This window comes from Capillimicrobium parvum, assembly GCF_021172045.1.
Lineage (GTDB): Bacteria > Actinomycetota > Thermoleophilia > Solirubrobacterales > Solirubrobacteraceae > Capillimicrobium > Capillimicrobium parvum.
This window is the reverse complement of the sequence record NZ_CP087164.1, coordinates 3106341-3121065: the sequence shown is the minus strand read 5'-3', so window position 1 is coordinate 3121065 and position 14725 is coordinate 3106341. Positions and strand designations below refer to the sequence as shown.

At 75.3% G+C, this 14725-nt stretch carries 13 protein-coding genes; 5 read left to right on the top strand and 8 right to left on the bottom strand.

Going from position 1 to position 14725, the window contains the following annotated elements; all coding sequences use genetic code 11:
* The first annotated feature begins 36 nt into the window (after window positions 1-36).
* The 4 genes from DSM104329_RS15290 (at window position 37) to DSM104329_RS15275 (ending at window position 4143) form a co-directional block, all read left to right on the top strand.
* Window positions 37-1437 (top strand): glycosyltransferase family 4 protein, encoded by a 1401-nt coding sequence (locus DSM104329_RS15290; protein WP_259310709.1) that lies wholly within the window; start codon window positions 37-39, stop codon window positions 1435-1437.
* Window positions 1434-2897, top strand: coding sequence for a cupredoxin domain-containing protein (locus tag DSM104329_RS15285; RefSeq protein WP_259310708.1), 1464 nt, complete (start codon window positions 1434-1436; stop codon window positions 2895-2897). Before DSM104329_RS15290 ends, DSM104329_RS15285 begins: the two co-directional genes overlap by 4 nt.
* A gap of 71 nt (window positions 2898-2968) precedes the next feature.
* The gene (locus DSM104329_RS15280) at window positions 2969-3517 is read left to right on the top strand and encodes a VOC family protein (RefSeq protein WP_259310707.1); all 549 of its coding nucleotides are present in this window, start codon (window positions 2969-2971) and stop codon (window positions 3515-3517) included.
* 20 nt (window positions 3518-3537) lie between these two features.
* Window positions 3538-4143 (top strand): protein-L-isoaspartate(D-aspartate) O-methyltransferase, encoded by a 606-nt coding sequence (locus tag DSM104329_RS15275; RefSeq protein WP_259310706.1) that lies wholly within the window; start codon window positions 3538-3540, stop codon window positions 4141-4143.
* 8 nt (window positions 4144-4151) lie between these two features.
* On the opposite strand, the gene DSM104329_RS15270 is transcribed toward DSM104329_RS15275, so the two are convergent.
* The 3 genes from DSM104329_RS15270 to DSM104329_RS15260 all read right to left on the bottom strand — a co-directional run bounded on the left by DSM104329_RS15270 (window position 4152) and on the right by DSM104329_RS15260 (window position 6362).
* The gene (locus DSM104329_RS15270) at window positions 4152-5297 is read right to left on the bottom strand and encodes a baeRF10 domain-containing protein (RefSeq protein ID WP_259310705.1); all 1146 of its coding nucleotides are present in this window, start codon (window positions 5295-5297) and stop codon (window positions 4152-4154) included.
* Window positions 5298-5367: 70 nt separating this feature from the next.
* A complete protein-coding gene (locus tag DSM104329_RS15265) occupies window positions 5368-5649 on the bottom strand; it encodes a DUF167 domain-containing protein (RefSeq protein ID WP_259310704.1) in 282 nt (93 codons plus the stop codon).
* Window positions 5649-6362, bottom strand: coding sequence for a metallophosphoesterase family protein (locus DSM104329_RS15260; protein WP_259316220.1), 714 nt, complete (start codon window positions 6360-6362; stop codon window positions 5649-5651). The genes DSM104329_RS15265 and DSM104329_RS15260 overlap by 1 nt, the downstream gene beginning before the upstream one ends.
* 87 nt (window positions 6363-6449) lie before the next feature.
* Between DSM104329_RS15260 and DSM104329_RS15255 the strand changes: the two genes are divergently transcribed.
* Window positions 6450-7019, top strand: coding sequence for a nucleotidyltransferase (locus DSM104329_RS15255; protein WP_259310703.1), 570 nt, complete (start codon window positions 6450-6452; stop codon window positions 7017-7019).
* 3 nt (window positions 7020-7022) lie between these two features.
* Here DSM104329_RS15255 and DSM104329_RS15250 read toward each other — a convergent pair whose 3' ends face one another.
* The 5 genes from DSM104329_RS15250 to DSM104329_RS15230 all read right to left on the bottom strand — a co-directional run bounded on the left by DSM104329_RS15250 (window position 7023) and on the right by DSM104329_RS15230 (window position 14631).
* Window positions 7023-7424, bottom strand: a complete 402-nt coding sequence (locus tag DSM104329_RS15250) for an STAS domain-containing protein (protein ID WP_259310702.1) — start codon at window positions 7422-7424, stop codon at window positions 7023-7025.
* A gap of 55 nt (window positions 7425-7479) precedes the next feature.
* Window positions 7480-8535 carry a cation diffusion facilitator family transporter gene (locus DSM104329_RS15245; protein ID WP_259310701.1) on the bottom strand — a complete coding sequence of 352 codons (1056 nt, stop codon included), beginning with the start codon at window positions 8533-8535 and terminating at the stop codon, window positions 7480-7482.
* Window positions 8532-11075: a SpoIIE family protein phosphatase gene (locus DSM104329_RS15240; RefSeq protein WP_259310700.1), complete on the bottom strand. Its 2544-nt coding sequence runs from the start codon at window positions 11073-11075 to the stop codon at window positions 8532-8534. Before DSM104329_RS15240 ends, DSM104329_RS15245 begins: the two co-directional genes overlap by 4 nt.
* 374 nt (window positions 11076-11449) lie before the next feature.
* Window positions 11450-13075 carry an FAD-binding oxidoreductase gene (locus DSM104329_RS15235; RefSeq protein WP_259310699.1) on the bottom strand — a complete coding sequence of 542 codons (1626 nt, stop codon included), beginning with the start codon at window positions 13073-13075 and terminating at the stop codon, window positions 11450-11452.
* Entirely contained in the window at window positions 13072-14631 is a 1560-nt protein-coding gene (locus DSM104329_RS15230; protein ID WP_259310698.1) for a glycerol-3-phosphate dehydrogenase/oxidase, read from the bottom strand. The genes DSM104329_RS15235 and DSM104329_RS15230 overlap by 4 nt, the downstream gene beginning before the upstream one ends.
* Between the last annotated feature and the right edge of the window lie 94 nt (window positions 14632-14725).

The window sequence follows — 14725 nt, the reverse complement described above, 5'->3', positions numbered from 1 at the left end:
CGCGGGGGCGCCGCCCCGTCCACCTAGGATGGGCCGGTGCCCCGGGTCGTGTCTGCGTCGATCTTCTTTCCCCGCGGCGGCTCGGCCTACGTGCTGCGCTCGCTCGCGCGTGAGCTGCCCGCCCACGGGTGGGACGTGACGATCGTCTCGGGCTCGCGCCACGACGGCCACCAGGGCGACGCCCGCGCGTTCTATGCCGGCTTCGACCTGCACGAGGTGGACTTCACAACGGCGCTCGCCGCGCCCGACCCCATGGACCCGCCCGCGGGCGCCGCGCCGATGCACCCCTCCTACGAGGATCGCCTCGGGGCACCGGACCGCATCTTCGCGGCGCTCGACGACGCGCAGTACGAGCGCCAGGTCGATGCCTGGGCCGCCGCCCTCGAGGAGGCGGGGGCGGCCACGGCCGACGTGCTGCACCTGTCGCACCTGACGCCCGTCAACGCCGCGGCGCAGCGCGTGGCGCCCGGCGTGCCGGTGGTCGGCCATCTCCACGGCACCGAGCTGCTCATGCTCGAGCGGATCGCCGCCGGCGCCCCGGCGGGCTGGACGCACGCCGAGGCGTGGGCCCGCAGGCTGCGCGGGTGGGCGCAGTCCTGCGCGCGGCTGATCCTCCTGTCGTCCACGCAGGTGCAGCGCGCGGTCACGGCGCTCGGCATCGACCCCGACCGCTGCACGGTGATGCCCAACGGCTACGACCCGGCCGCGTTCGCGCCCGCCGAGGAGCCGGTCGACCGCGTCGCGCTGTGGCGCCGGTGCCTCGTCGCCGAGCCCCGCGGCTGGCGGCCGGGGCGGGGGGCGGGCAGCGTCGCGTACGCCGAGGAGGACCTCGCCGCGTTCGCCGAGGGGCCGACGCTGCTCTACGTCGGCCGGTTCACCGAGGTCAAGCGGGTGGGCCTCATGATCGCGGCGTACGCCCGCGCCCGTGAGCGGTTCGCCACGCGCGCGCCGCTCGTCGTCGTGGGCGGCCACGCGGGCGAGTGGGAGGGCGAGCATCCGTTCGACACCATCCGGCGCCTCGGCGTCCCGGACGTCTTCCTGGCCGGCTGGCACGAGCACAACGAGCTCGCGGCGCTGCTGCATGCGAGCGACGCGCTGGTGCTCGCCTCCGTGCGCGAGCAGTTCGGCCAGGTGATCGTCGAGGCGATGGCGTGCGGGCTGCCGCCGATCGCGGTCGATCGGTTCGGCCCGTCGCTGATCATCCGCGACGGCGAGACGGGGTGGCTGGTGGAGCCCGACGACGAGGCGGGACTGGCCGCCGCGATGGTCCAGGCGGTCGACGACGGCGACGAGCGGCGCCGCCGCGGGCGCAATGCGCTCGAGGACGCGCGCGCCCACTACTCGTGGCCGGCGATCGCGGGGGCGATGGCCGCGACGCTCGAGGAGGCGCTGGTGCCGCGCGACGAGATGATTTCAGGCAGACTGCAGCAACCATGATGCGCCGACTGCTTCTGCCTGCCCTGATCCTGTTCGCCGCCGCCCTGCTGCCGGCGTCCGCGGGGGCGGCGCAGTACGCGCAGCCGGTCGACTACCCCGGCCTGCAGCACCTGACCTACAAGTTCGGGCCGATCGACATCGCGCCCGGCCAGAACACCATCGAGATCCACCCGAACGACCTCAAGCCGAAGGTGCCGGGCTACATCACGGCGTTCCGCCCCAACCTCACCTACCTCAACGGCAAGGTCCCCGGCGTCGACGTGATCCACCTCCATCACGGCGTGTGGCTCGTGGACGGCCTGCCGACGTGGGCGGCGGGCGAGGAGAAGACGAACGTCTTCCTGCCGCAGGGCTACGGCTACTGGTACGACCTCGACCAGAAGTGGCTGTTGAACTACATGATCCACAACCTCACGCCGAACCCGGACAAGGTCTACCTCACGTACGAGATCGACTTCCTGCCGGCGACCGAGGCGACGGCGCAGGGGATGAAGACCGTGCGCACGCAGTGGATGGACGCCGCGGGGGTCAAGGCCTACCCGATCTTCGATGCGCTGCGGCGGCTGGGCCACAAGGGTCAGTACACGTTCCCCGACATGGCCAAGGGCGCCGAGCGCAAGAAGATCGGCTTCGCGCACGAGTGGAACGTCCCCAACGACGGCACGCTCGTCGCGACGGCCGGCCATCTGCATCCCGGTGGGCTGCACACGGATCTGTACCTGACGCGCAACGGGCAGCGCGTGCGGCTGTTCCGCTCCGAGGCGCACTACTTCGAGCCGGCCGGCGCCGTGTCGTGGGACGTCGCCATGACGAACACGCCGCCGGACTGGAAGGTCCAGCTGCACAAGGGGGACGTGATCAGCGTCACCGGGACGTACGACGTCTCGAAGGCCTCCTGGTACGAGTCGATGGCGATCATGCCGGTCGCCTACTCCGAGGGCGACACGACCGGCATCGATCCGTTCTCCGGCCAGCTCGACACGAAGGGCGTGCTCAACCACGGCCACCTCGCCGAGAACGACAACCACGGCGGCGGCCAGTCCGGCCTGCCCGACGCGCGGACGCTCATGGGCGTGCGCGGCGGTGGCGGCCGCGTCGACATCAAGGACTTCATCTACGCCCAGGGCGACCTGAACATGACCGGCAGGGCGGGCCGGCCGCCGGTGGTCCGCCAGGGCAGGCGGCTGACGTTCGTCAACCAGGACTCCGACGCGACGATCTACCACACGATCACCGCCTGCAAGCAGCCGTGCAGCGGCGAGACCGGCATCGCCTACCCGCTGGCGGACGGGCGCGTCGACTTCGACTCCGGGGAGCTCGGCTTCGGGCCGGCGGTCATGACCGCCGCGGCGAACCGCAAGAGCTGGAAGACGCCGAGCAACCTCAAGCCCGGCACGTACACGTACTTCTGCCGCGTGCATCCGTTCATGCGCGGGTCGTTCAAGGTGGTCGCCCGATAGCGCAGCGCCCGGCGCTCGCCGAGCTGGAGATCGCCGACCCTCCGCAGCGCTGGGCGGCGCTCGGGTTCGCCGTGCAGCCCGACGGCGGCTGCCGCGTGGGGACGATCCGGCTGGCGCTCGGGGCGGGCGGCTCCGGCATCACCGCCTGGTCCTTGCGCGGCATCCCGGCGACGGCGGGCGGGTCGATCGACGGTCTGGCGACGCGCGTGGCCGGCGACGACCCGCCGGCGCCGGCGCCGGCGCCGGCGCACCCCAACGGCGCGGTGGGGCTCGACCACGTCGTCGTCGCGACCCCCGACTTCGACCGCACGTGCGGCGCGTTGCAGGCCGCCGGGCTCGAACTGCGCCGCGTCCGCGAGGCCGGCCCGACCGCGCGCCAGGGGTTCTTCCTGCTCGGCGACGCCGTCCTCGAGGTCGCCGGCCCGCGCGAGCCCGACGGAGACGGGCCCGCGGCGTTCTGGGGCCTGGTGGCCGTAACGACCGACCTCGACGCCACCTGCGCGCGGCTGGGCGACCTGGCCGGCGCTCCCCGCACGGCCGTCCAGCCCGGCCGCCGCATCGCGACCGTCCGCCGCGCCGCGGGCCTCGGGACGGCCCTGGCGTTCATGTCCCCGCGCTGACCGGGAGTACTCTCGCGGCGATGGACCGCGCCGAGCAGGCCCTCTACGAGGAGCTGCGCCGACGGGGCGTCGGCCGCGACGTCCTCGCCGCGATGGCCAGCGTGCCCCGCGAGCTCTTCACGCCTCCCGACGCCGGGCGGCGCGCCTACGTCAACGAGCCCCTGGCCATCGGCGCCGGCCAGACGATCTCCCAGCCGTACGTCGTCGCGCGCATGTGCGAGCTGTTGGCGCTGACGGGCACCGAGCGCGTCCTCGACGTGGGCACCGGCTCCGGCTGGCATGCCGCGGTGCTCGCCCGCCTCGCGAGCCACGTCTGGTCCATCGAGCGCCATGCCCAGCTCTCACGGCGCGCCGGCCGCAACCTCGCCGCCGCCGGGGTCGAGAACGTCACGCTGCTCATCGGCGACGGCACGCTCGGCCATCCGGCCGCCGCGCCCTACGACGCGATCAACGTCGCCGCCGGGGCCACGGGGTGCGTGCCGCCCGCGCTCGAGGAGCAGCTCGCCGACGGCGGACGGCTCGTCGTCCCCGTCGACGACCGGCTGATCCTCGCCCGGCGGCGTGGCGAGACGATCACGCGCCGGGCGTGCGAGGGCGTGCGCTTCGTGCCGCTCGTGGCGGACTGAGCGCCCCGTCAGAACCGCAGCAGCGCGGCGATCGCGCCGTGCGGGCCGAGGTCCGGGCGGTCCTCGAGGGCCAGCACGTCGGCCGACTGCAGGAGCGCGGTCTCGGCCGCGTTCTCGATGACGTTCGCGCGCCGCTCCGTGGCGGTGCCGTCCACCGGACAGGCCGTCTGGTCGACGCCGAGGAACCCGCACGCCGGGCAGATCGTGCCGGGCGCCTGCAGTCCGGCGTCGTAGAGCAGCGTCTCGACGCGGCGCTCGTTGAGGGCGGCCAGCACGTCGCCCAGGCCGCCTGCGGCGCGCTCGCCCCGGCCCAGGCGCTCGCGCAAGCGGTCGAGCGTCTCGTCCTCGCGCCGTGTGCGCTGGGCGTCGAGCGCCTCGGCCGCAGCGCGGCTGACGTCGGCGATCGACGCGTAGTCGACCGGGACGTCCAGCCAGCCGGCCAGACGCTCGCGCACGTACGGGTGCAGCTGGTCGAAGATCTCGTTGCGCAGCTCCTCGGGGGCGGCGATCAGGAGGCAGTCGAAGCCGCGGCGCTTCTGGAGGCCGAGGAGCAGGTGGCCGAGGCGCTTGAAGTGCTCGAGCGCCTCGTTGTGCGTCGGCCGGTTGTGCGCCGGCGCCTGCGTGCCGCCCTCCTCGGGCGTGCGGCCCAGCAGGCGGTCCTCGTCGGCGATCTGCTCGAGGCTGTCGCGGCCGCCGTACAGGAGGCGCAGGTTGCGGCGGTCGACCAGGGCGACGGCCAGCGCCTCGGTGCGGCCGATGCGCACGAGCGGCTCGATCCAGGGCGAGTCGTCGGCGACCGCACGCATGTCGACGGGACGGGGAAGGCGCACGAGCTCGAAGAGGTCGGCGGGCCCACAGACGAACAGCGCGAGGCCCCGTGCGCCGTCGGCGCCGGCGACGGTGTCGTTCAGCGCCGTCCGAGCGCGCTCCAGGTCGCTTCGCGCGGCGACCCTCGCGTCATGGGGCAGGTCCGCGTCGCGGAGACGGCGCCCGAGCTCGTCGGTGAGCGAGCTGATCTCCGATCGCCGTGCCGGCGGCGTGCCGAACGTCATGGGGTCCAGATCGACGTAGAGGCTCAGCACGGTGGCGCCCTCCGGCGCCTTGAGTCCGGCCAGGCGGCGCAGGCGCCCCGGGTCGAGGTCGTTGGCGCGCATGGCGAGTCGCTACCCGGGCGCGGTGCGGTGAAACGCTGTTCACCGCCGGCGGCTGAGCGGGGCCGCCCGGCTATCCGAGCAGCGCCCGCCGGACGTCCGCCTCCGTGAGACCGTCGATCCGCAGCAGCTTGTCGCGCGCGCCCTCGCCGCGCACGACGGTGACGGCCCGCCGGGGGACGCCGGCGGCCTCGGCGACGAACCGGCACAGCGCCGCGTTCGCCTTGCCGTCGACCGGCGGGGCGGCGACCCGGATCACCACCGCGCCGTCGCGCTCGCCGACGACCTCGGAGCGCTTCGCCCGCGGCTGGACGCGGACGGACAGCAGCGCGTGGTCGGGGGCCATCTCGGCCATCAGTGCACGGGCGACGCCGGATGCACCGGGTAGGGCACCTCGAACGTCCAGAAGTCGCGGCCCATGACAGGCACGGAGACGTTGTGCACCGGCGTCCCGCCGATCGCGCCCTCGAAGGTCCCCGCGTGCGCGTGGCCGTGGACCACGAGGGTCGGCTCGTGCTGGGCGATCGGCGCGGCCAGCCGGTCGGTGCCGAGGAACGTCCAGATGCCCTCGGGCTCGCCGACGAGCGTCGCGCCGATCGGCGCGTAGTGCAGGACGACGAAGCGCAGGGGGCAGTGGGCGACGGCGCGCAGGCCGGCGTCGAGCGCCTCGACCTCGGCGCTCGTCTCGTCGTAGACGCGGCGCAGGAGCGGCTCGCCGAAGTCCGGGAGGTGCGAGCCGGGAAAGCCGCCCACGAAGCCCTTGGTGCCCACCACGCCGACCTCGATGCCGCCGAGCTCGCAGACCGCCCAGTCGCGCTCGAGCAGCGTGATCCCGCCGTCGTCGAGGATGGGCCGCAGCTCGTCGACCCGGTCGGCGTGCCAGTCGTGGTTGCCCAGCACGGCGTAGACCGGCATGCCGAGGTCGCGGCACGCATCGGCGAGCACCGCGACCTGGTCCGGCTCGCCGTGCGTGGTCAGGTCGCCGGCGAGGAGCAGGAGGTCGGCCTCGCCGCGCAGGGAGGCGAAGGCGGCGCAGACGGTGACGTGCTGCGCTTCGCGGACGTGGATGTCGCCGGCGGCGGCGACGCGCAGGGCTCCGGCTGAGGCCTCGATGGCCGACGGTGTACCCGCGGGGCTCGCGGGTAACCACCGGTCGTGCAGCCCGGCTTCGACGCCATCCGCGAGACCATGCGCCGCTGCGCGGCGGTCCTGCGCGACGCCGGCGTCCGCTACGCGCTGGGCGGCAGCGTGGCCGCGTGGGCCCGCGGCGGCCCCGAGACGTGCAACGACCTCGACTTCATCGTCGCGCCCGACGACGCGGCGCGCGCTCAGGCGGCGCTCATCGCGGCGGGCATGCGGCCCGAGCAGCCGCCGGAGGACTGGCTGCTGAAGGTCTGGGACGGCGAGGTGCTCGTCGACCTCATCTTCCATCTGACCGGCGTGGACGTGCCGACGGCCCTCGAGCGCGCCGAGGTCATGCCCGTCGCCGCGATCGACATGCCGGTGCTGCGGCTGGAGGACGTCTTCACCGCCAAGCTCCTGTCGTTCAACGACCACCACCTCGACTTCACCGGCGTGCTGCAGATGGCGCGCGCCCTGCGGGAGCAGGTCGACTGGGCGGCACTCGAGGGCGCGACCGACGGCTCACCCTACGCGCGCGCGTTCCTGACGCTGGCGCAGGAGCTGGGGGTGATCTCCGCCGAGGTGCTGGGGCGCCGCGGGTGACGCTCAGCAGGGGCGGGCCAGCATCTCGCCCAGCGCTTCGTCGACCGTCGGCGCCAGCTCCCACGTCTGGTCGAGGCCGACGGCGCGCAGGTCGTGGGTCAGCAGCGCGCTGGCGGCGGCGGCGACGGGCTCGCAGCACGCCTCCGACAGCCGCGCCTCGAGCTCGCACAGCGCGTAGATCGCGGGCCAGGCGTGGTGGCGCACCTCGGAGAGGTCGATCACCAGCTCGCGGATGCCCTCCTGCGTGGTGCGCAGGACGCAGCGGGCGAAGGCGCGCGCGTGTTCCTCGTCCAGCCACTCGCCGGCGCTCACGACGGCCAGTCGCTCACCGAGCCGGCGCACGGAGAATCGGGTCGGGATGCGGCCGGCCGGGGTGAGGGCCGCCGAATAGTGGGTCGCGCTCATCCTGCCCCTGGGTACCCCATTTGTACGCCGCCGAACATCCGACGGCGTCGTCCGGTCAGCGCGGGGGACCGCCGGGGTCGAGGCCGTCGGCGACCTCGAGGCGGAGGAGCTCGCCGCCCTCGTGGTCGACCTGCAGCGTCGTGTGGTCGATGCCGTACCGGTCGTGCAGGAGCGTCTCGAGCTCGCGCCGCTTGTCGTGGCAGTCGGTGTCGGCGCCCACCACGACGTGCGCGGACAGCGCGGGGAAGCCCGAGGTGACCTCCCAGACGTGGAGGTCGTGGACCTCGACGACGCCGCCGAGGCCGGCCATCGCGTTGCCGAGCTCCTCGGGGTCCACGCCCTCCGGCGCCGCCTCCAGGAAGACCCGCCCCGAGGCGCGCAGGAGCCCGTAGGCCGAGCGCAGCATCAGGGCGGCGACGAGGATCGACGCGAGCGCGTCCGCCCGCACGAAGCCGGTCAGCAGGATCACGGCGCCCGCGATCGCCGTGCCGATGAACGCGTACAGGTCGGTCAGCACGTGCTGGAAGGCGCCCTCGACGTTCAGGCTCTGGCGGTTGGCGCGCGCCAGGACCATCGTCGCGGCGACGTTCACGACGATCCCGGCGAGGGCGACGGCGAGCACGAGGCCGCCCTCGACGTCCGGCGGCGAGACGAGGCGCCGGACGGCCTCGACGAGGATGACGAGCGCGAGGACGAGCAGCGTCACCCCGTTCGCCTGGGCGCTGAGGATCTCCGCCCGCTTGAGGCCGAACGTCATCGCGCCGCGCGCCGGGCGGCGGGCGAGGCGGAGCGCCACGATCGACAAGGCGATCGCTCCGGCGTCGGTGAGCATGTGCGCCGCGTCCGACAACAGGGCCAGCGAGGACGCGACGATGCCGATGACGACCTCGACGAGCATGAAGCTCACGATCAGCGCGAGCGCGATCGTCAGCTTGCCGGTGTCCGCGTCGGCGCTGACTCCGTGGCTGTGGCCGCCGCCGCCGTGGCTGTGGCCGCCGCCGTGGCTGTGGCCGCCGCCGCCGTGGCCGTGGCCGCCCCCGCCGCCGTCGTCGTGGGCGTGGGCGTGGCCGGGCGCCCGCTCCTGCGGCCCGGAGAAGGGCGGCGCGCTCACAGCCGCCGGCCCTCCCGCACCCGCGCGACGGGATCGGCGAAGCGCAGGACCAGGGAGGCGCCGCCGCCCGGCGCGTCGCGCACCTCGCAGGACTCGGCGGTGCGGGCCATGATCTGCAGGCCGAGCCCCACGCCGGGGCTGTCCCCGCGCGGACGCACGCCGCCGCCCTCGTCCGCCACGGTCACCTCGAGCGCGCCATCCTGCATGCGCGCGGCGACGTGCATCGGGCCGGGGACCGGGTGGTCGCGGTACGCGTGCACCACGACGTTCGTGCACGCCTCGCTGACCGCGAGGGCGAGGTCCCCGAGCATCTTCTGCGCGAACCCGTGGGCGTGGGCGAACGAGGTCACCTCGTGGCGCGCCTCCGCCACGGCGGACGGCTCCGCGGCGAACGTCCGCTGAAGCTGGGGGCCGAGCCGGCGCACCGCCACGACCGCCACGTCGTCGTCCGTGCCGCCCACGCCGATGATCTCCGCGACGACGCGCTCGACGAGCTGTTCGGCGCTCTCTCCCGCCTGCCCGCCGGCCGCGGCCTCGCGGACGCGCTCGATCCCGGCGTCGAGCGGCAGCGTCCGGCGCTCGACCAGGCCGTCCGTGTAGGCGACGAGCGTCGCGCCGGCCGGCACGGTCAGTGCGGTCTCCCGGCGCGCGGCCGTCCCGATCCCGATGGGCGGGCCGGCGGCCACCGCCACCGTCTCGGCATCCTCGGCGGCGACGAGCAGCGGCGGCGGGTGTCCGGCGCTGCACGCGCGGGCCGCGCCGGTCTGCGGGTCCAGGAAGATCACGAGCAGCGTGGCGAACTCGGCGATGTCGTCCGCCGCGACCAGCCGGTCGAGCCGCCCGACCGCATCGGCGGGGGAGGCCGAGTCGTGCGCGTATGCGCGCAGCGCGGTGCGCACGCGCCCCATCCGCGCAGCGGCGTACAGCCCACGGCCGACGATGTCGCCGACGACGATCGCCACGCGTCCGTCGGGCAGCGCGAAGAGGTCGTACCAGTCGCCGCCGACCTCGTCGCCGTCGTGACCGGGGAGGTAGCGTGCGGCGACCTGCAGGCCGGCCAGGACGGGCGGGACGTCGGGCAGCAGGCTGCGCTGCAGGGAGAGCGCCGCGTCCCGGGCCGCCTCGTAGAGCTCGGCCTGGCGGATCGCCAGGCTCACGCGGTCGGCGACGAGCTCGAGCAGCTGCAGGTCGTCCTGGTCGTACGGATGCTCCCGGCTGGAGACGATGAGCACGCCGGTGACCTCGCCGTCCACGCGCAGCGGCACGCCGGCCAGCGCGCGGCCCGGCTCGCGCAGGTCCTCGAGCACGACATCCTCGCCGCCGAGGTCCGAGAGGATCAGCGGCCGTCCGGCGACGGCCAGGCGCCCGGCGACGCCGGCGCCGGCCGGCACCTCGAGTGCGTCGACGACGTCGCCGGCGAGGCCGATCGCCGCGCGGACGCGCAGGACCCGGCGCCGCTCGTCGAACAGCAGGACCTTGGCGACGTCGGAGTCGAGGACCGCCGCGAGGCGCCGGAGAAGCTCGTCGAGCATCGCCTCGAGCTCGAGGTGGGTGAGCGCCACGTCGGCGACCGACTGCAGGTCGCGCAGGCGGCGGTTGGCCTGCTGCTGGGCGCGCTGGAGCGTGGCGTTCTCGATCGCCAGCCCCGCCCGGCGGCCGAGCTCCTCGCCGACCGCGAGGTCGTCCTCGTCGTATCGGCGGTTGGACTCGGCGTACAGGAAGGTCAGCGTGCCGAGCGTCCGTTCGTGGGCGCTGATCGGGACGACCATCGCCGAGCGCAGGCCGAGGCTGCGCAGGAGCTCGCGGTGTTCGTCGTCGCCTGCGGCGGCCGTGTCGAGCAGCTGCTCGGTGATCTCCCGGTACAGCTCGGACCGGCCGGTGCGCAGCACCTCCGCGGGTCCGACCCTGGCGGTGTCCGACCGGTGCTCGAGCGTGCTCGCCCACGCGACGCGGTCGGGGCCGGGATGCGCGATGGCGACCCGTGTCGGACGGCCCTCCGCGTCGAGGAGGTGGGCCGCGCACCAGTCGGCCAGGCGCGGCACGACGAGGTCGGCGATCCGCTGCAGGTTCGCCTCGGGCGTGCGCGTGGCGGCCAGGGCCAGCCCCGCGTCGGCGAGCACCTCCATCGCCTCCTCGCGGCGATGGCGGGCGGTGACGTCCGTGGTGAGCCCGACGATCGCGCGGGCGGGAACGCCCGGCCCGTCGCGCATCACGTGGGCGCGCGAGTGCAGCCAGCGCTCGGTGCCGCCCTCGCCGCCCGCCAGGCGGAACTCGCATGCGTAGCTGTCGGCGCCCTCCAGCGCGGCGCTGACGAGCGCGGCCACCTCGTCGCGGTCTTCCGGGTGCACGCACGCCAGCCACTGCTCGAAGGTGCTCGGGGCGGCGCCACGCGCCATGCCGTGCAGCGGGCCGAGGTTGGCCGACCACGAGATCACGTCGGTCTCGACGTCCCAGATCCAGCTGCCCGTCTGCGTGCCCTCGAGGGCGAGGCGCAGCGTCTCCTCGGTCAGGCGGTCGTCATCGGCGCGCTGCACCGTCATGGCCGTGGGCTCCGGGAGGGGGCGACGAGCGCCGGCCCCCTCTGCGCCTGCTCGGACCACTGCTCCACGGGCGCGTCGGGAGCACCGGTGACCGCGGCGTTCGGGCTGTCAGCAGGCATGGCGCGAAGACGTCGGCGGGGGAGTTTACGCGTGAGACTCGCCGTGTCGGACCGCGGGCGCTCCGGTGGGGCGACCGCTCGCATCGCATGGCGGCGATAGCGCCGGCCGTTCCAGCTGCATCGCGATCAGCACGCGCTGCATCGCCGTCGGGCGCGCGGCGCCCGCCGGCGCGCGAACAGCATCACTGTGACGGCGATGACGTCGGCGACGCCGATGATCAGCAGCCCGAGCCAGGTCGGCGTCGGGCGGGGAAGCTACAGGCCGAGCACGCCGGGGTTCATGATCCCGTGCGGGTCCAGGCGGCCCTTCGCCGCGCGCAGGGCGTCGAGCCCCGCCGCCCCGATCTCGTCCGCGAGCCACGGCGCATGGTCGCGGCCGACGGCGTGGTGGTGCGAGACGGTGCCGCCGTGCGCGAGCATCGCCTCGGTCGCCGCCGCCTTGGCGGCGTGCCACTGCTCGGCCTCGGCCCCGAGCTGCTGGGCGGCCAGGACGGTGAAGTACAGCGACGCGCCGTCGGCGTACAGGTGGGAGATGTGGCAGAGCACGAGCGGCGGCGTGCCGCGCGCACCGAGGGTCGCCTGCAGGGCGCCGGTGACCGCGGTGCGCAGCTCACCGAGCCGCGACCATTCGCCGGCGGTCTCGAGCGTCTCGGCGAGCACCCCGCGGTTGAGCAGGACGTCGCGCAGGTAGGGCGCCGCGTAGCGGCCGGCGCGCCACTGCTCGCCGCCGTCGCCGGGGTCCGTCCGGCCGCCGTGGGCGCGCGCGACGCGTGCGGACCGGGCCGCCCGGCGCTCGACGTCCTCGGCATCGCCCTCCCAGCCGAAGATGGCCGCGACCTGACCCTCGGGCGCGGCGGCGGCGTGCGCGGCGACGAGCCGGTTCATCCGCACCTCCTCCTCGTCGGAGAGGCGGGCGACGTCGGGAGCGGCCGCGGCCTGGGCCAGCGTGCGCAGCGCCTCGGCCCCGGCGGCGAACGACGGGAAGGTCCACGCCTCGTAGCGGCGCACCGCGGGCGCCGGCCGCACGCGGAGGGTCACCTCGGTGATGACGCCGAGGGCCCCTTCTGAGCCGATGACGAGCTGGCGCAGGTCGGGCCCGGCGGCGGTGGCGGGCAGCGGCCGGCAGACGATCTCGCCCGCCGGCGTGGCGCAGCGCAGGCCGGCGACCAGCTCGGCGATCGCGCCGTAGCCGGTGGAGGCCTGGCCGGCCGAGCGGGTGGCGGCCCAGCCGCCGACGGTGCTGAACTCGAAGGACTGGGGATGGTGGCCGAGCGTCAGCCCGTGCTCGGCGAGCGCGGACTCCAGCGCGGGGCCGGTCATGCCGGCCTGCGCGGTCGCCGTGAGCGAGACGCGGTCGACGGAGACGAGACGGTCGAGGCGGCCGAGGTCGAGCGTGACGGCCGCGCGGTGGCCGCCGCGTTGCGGGTTCACGCCGCCCACGACGCTCGTGCCGCCGCCGAACGGTACGACGGCGACGTCGAGCCGGTCGCAGAGGGCCAGCAGCTCGGCCACCTGCTCCGGCGAGCCGGGATGGACGACGGCGTCCGGGGCGCCGCTCGCGTCGCCGGCGCGCAGGCGCACGAGGTCGAGGTAGCTGCGCCCGGCGGCGTGCGCGACGCGGGTAAGGCGATCAGTGCGCACGGCGTCCTCGCCGACGACGGCGGCGAAGGGCGCGGTGTCGAGCGTGGAGGGCGCGAGGCGCACGTCCTCGAGCGCGACGGGATGCTGGTGGACGTCCGCGGCGCCGAGCTCGTGCAGGAGCGGGTCGGCCTCGGGCGGGAGGTCCATCTCGGGTGCGCCGGGCGGGGTCGGTGGGCCCCATCCGAACCAGCGCAGGCGCGGGGCGAGGGGGTCGGTGGCGGGGGCGGCCGCGGGCGTCACGCGGACACGGCTTCCCGCCCGATCTCCATCATCTCGCGCGCGGCGTGGAGCGCGGCGGCCCGCCGAGCGGGGACGAGCCCGAGCCTGGTGCGGCGGTCGAGCAGGTCGTCGACGGTGAGCGCGAGCTCGTGGCGGACGGCGAACAGCAGCTCCGCGCGCGTGACCTCGACCCCCTCGGCGAGCGGCTGCAGCAGCTCGGGGCGGTCGTGGCCGAGGGCGATCACATCGGCGGCCTCGGTGCCGTAGCGGCGCACGAGGCGGGTCGGCACGCCCGGCAGCGACGTGTCGGGCGCCAGCGCCCCTACGAGCGCCAGGCGGGTCGTCCGGCACGGCCCGGCGTCCACGCCCGGCCGTGCGACGATCGCGTCGACCGCGTCCTGCGCCATGCGGCGATACGTCGTGAGCTTGCCGCCGACGACGGTCAGCACCCGGGTGTCGGGGTCCTCGACGAGCACGTGGCGCCGCGAGAGGTCCGCGGTCGCGTCGTCGTCGCCTTCCACGAGCGGGCGCAGGCCGGCGAAGCGGCCGATGACGTCGCCCGGCTCGAGCGGGAGCTCCAGCGCGCTCGACACCGAGCGCAGCAGCCCGCGCTCCTCCTCCTCGGTCACCTGCGGATCCGCGATGCCGACCGGGTCGAGCACCGGGACGTCGGTGAGCCCGACGAGCACGGTGGCATCGGGGCGGGGGAGGGCGAAGACGAAGCGCGAGCGCGAGCCCTCCAGCGGGACGCCGAACGCCGCGCGGGGATGGCCGAGGCGGGCAGCGTCGACGATGAGATGCGATCCGCGGCTGGGGCGCAGGTGCACGCCGCCGGTGAGCTCGCCGGCCCAGACGCCGGTGGCGTTGACGACGTGGCGGGCCGCGATGCCCAGCTCGTCGCCGGTCATCTCGTCGTGTACCACGGCACCGTCGCCGTCGAGCGAGCGCGCGGCGACGCGGGTCAGGATCCGCGCGCTGTGGGAGGCCGCGGTGCGGGCGACGGCGACGACGAGCGCGGCGTCGTCGGTGAGCTGGCCGTCCCAGCTCATGAGAGCGCCGCGCAGGCCGGTGGCGGCGAGCTCGGGCACCAGGCGCAGGGCCTCGGGGGCGTCGATGCGCCGGGCGTTGGGCAGCCGGCGGCGCGGGGTGCCCGCGAGGCGGCGCATGGTGTCACCGGCGCGCAGGACGGACATGGTGCCCGCCGCGACCGGGCCGGGCAGGCCGGGCGTGAGCGGGGTCAGCATGGGCAGCGGGGCGACGAGGTGCGGCGCGGCGCGCAGCAGGACGGCGCGCTCCTGCGCCGACTCCCACGCGATGGCCGGATGGCCTCCCGCGAGATAGCGCAGGCCGCCGTGCGCGAGCTTCGAGCTCCAGCGGCTGGTGCCCTGGGCGAGGTCGCCGCGCTCGACCAGCGCGACGCTCAGGCCGCGCGAGGCGGCGTCCAGGGCCACGCCGGCCCCCGTGATGCCGCCGCCGACGATGAGGACGTCGACGACCCGGCCCTCGGCGAGCCCGGCGAGCTCGCGCGTGCGCCGGTCGGCGGTGAGGGCCGAGCCGGCTTCGAGACGGTGTGACATGCTGCGCCAAAATGTAACAGGTGGCGGAGCCGCCCGCCACCGGCCGGCGCTACGGCGCCAGGAACGCGTCGATCATCCGCGGGTGGCAGAGCGG

What these genes read in the sequence shown, in the direction of transcription:
- DSM104329_RS15275 (WP_259310706.1), top strand. Translation starts at nt 3,538, where the DNA reads ATGGACCGCGCCGAGCAGGCCCTCTACGAGGAGCTGCGCCGACGGGGC.
- DSM104329_RS15285 (WP_259310708.1), top strand. Translation starts at nt 1,434, where the DNA reads ATGATGCGCCGACTGCTTCTGCCTGCCCTGATCCTGTTCGCCGCCGCC.
- DSM104329_RS15240 (WP_259310700.1), bottom strand. Translation starts at nt 11,075, where the DNA reads ATGACGGTGCAGCGCGCCGATGACGACCGCCTGACCGAGGAGACGCTG.
- DSM104329_RS15270 (WP_259310705.1), bottom strand. Translation starts at nt 5,297, where the DNA reads ATGCGCGCCAACGACCTCGACCCGGGGCGCCTGCGCCGCCTGGCCGGA.
- DSM104329_RS15265 (WP_259310704.1), bottom strand. Translation starts at nt 5,649, where the DNA reads ATGGCCGAGATGGCCCCCGACCACGCGCTGCTGTCCGTCCGCGTCCAG.
- DSM104329_RS15230 (WP_259310698.1), bottom strand. Translation starts at nt 14,631, where the DNA reads ATGTCACACCGTCTCGAAGCCGGCTCGGCCCTCACCGCCGACCGGCGC.
- DSM104329_RS15250 (WP_259310702.1), bottom strand. Translation starts at nt 7,424, where the DNA reads ATGAGCGCGACCCACTATTCGGCGGCCCTCACCCCGGCCGGCCGCATC.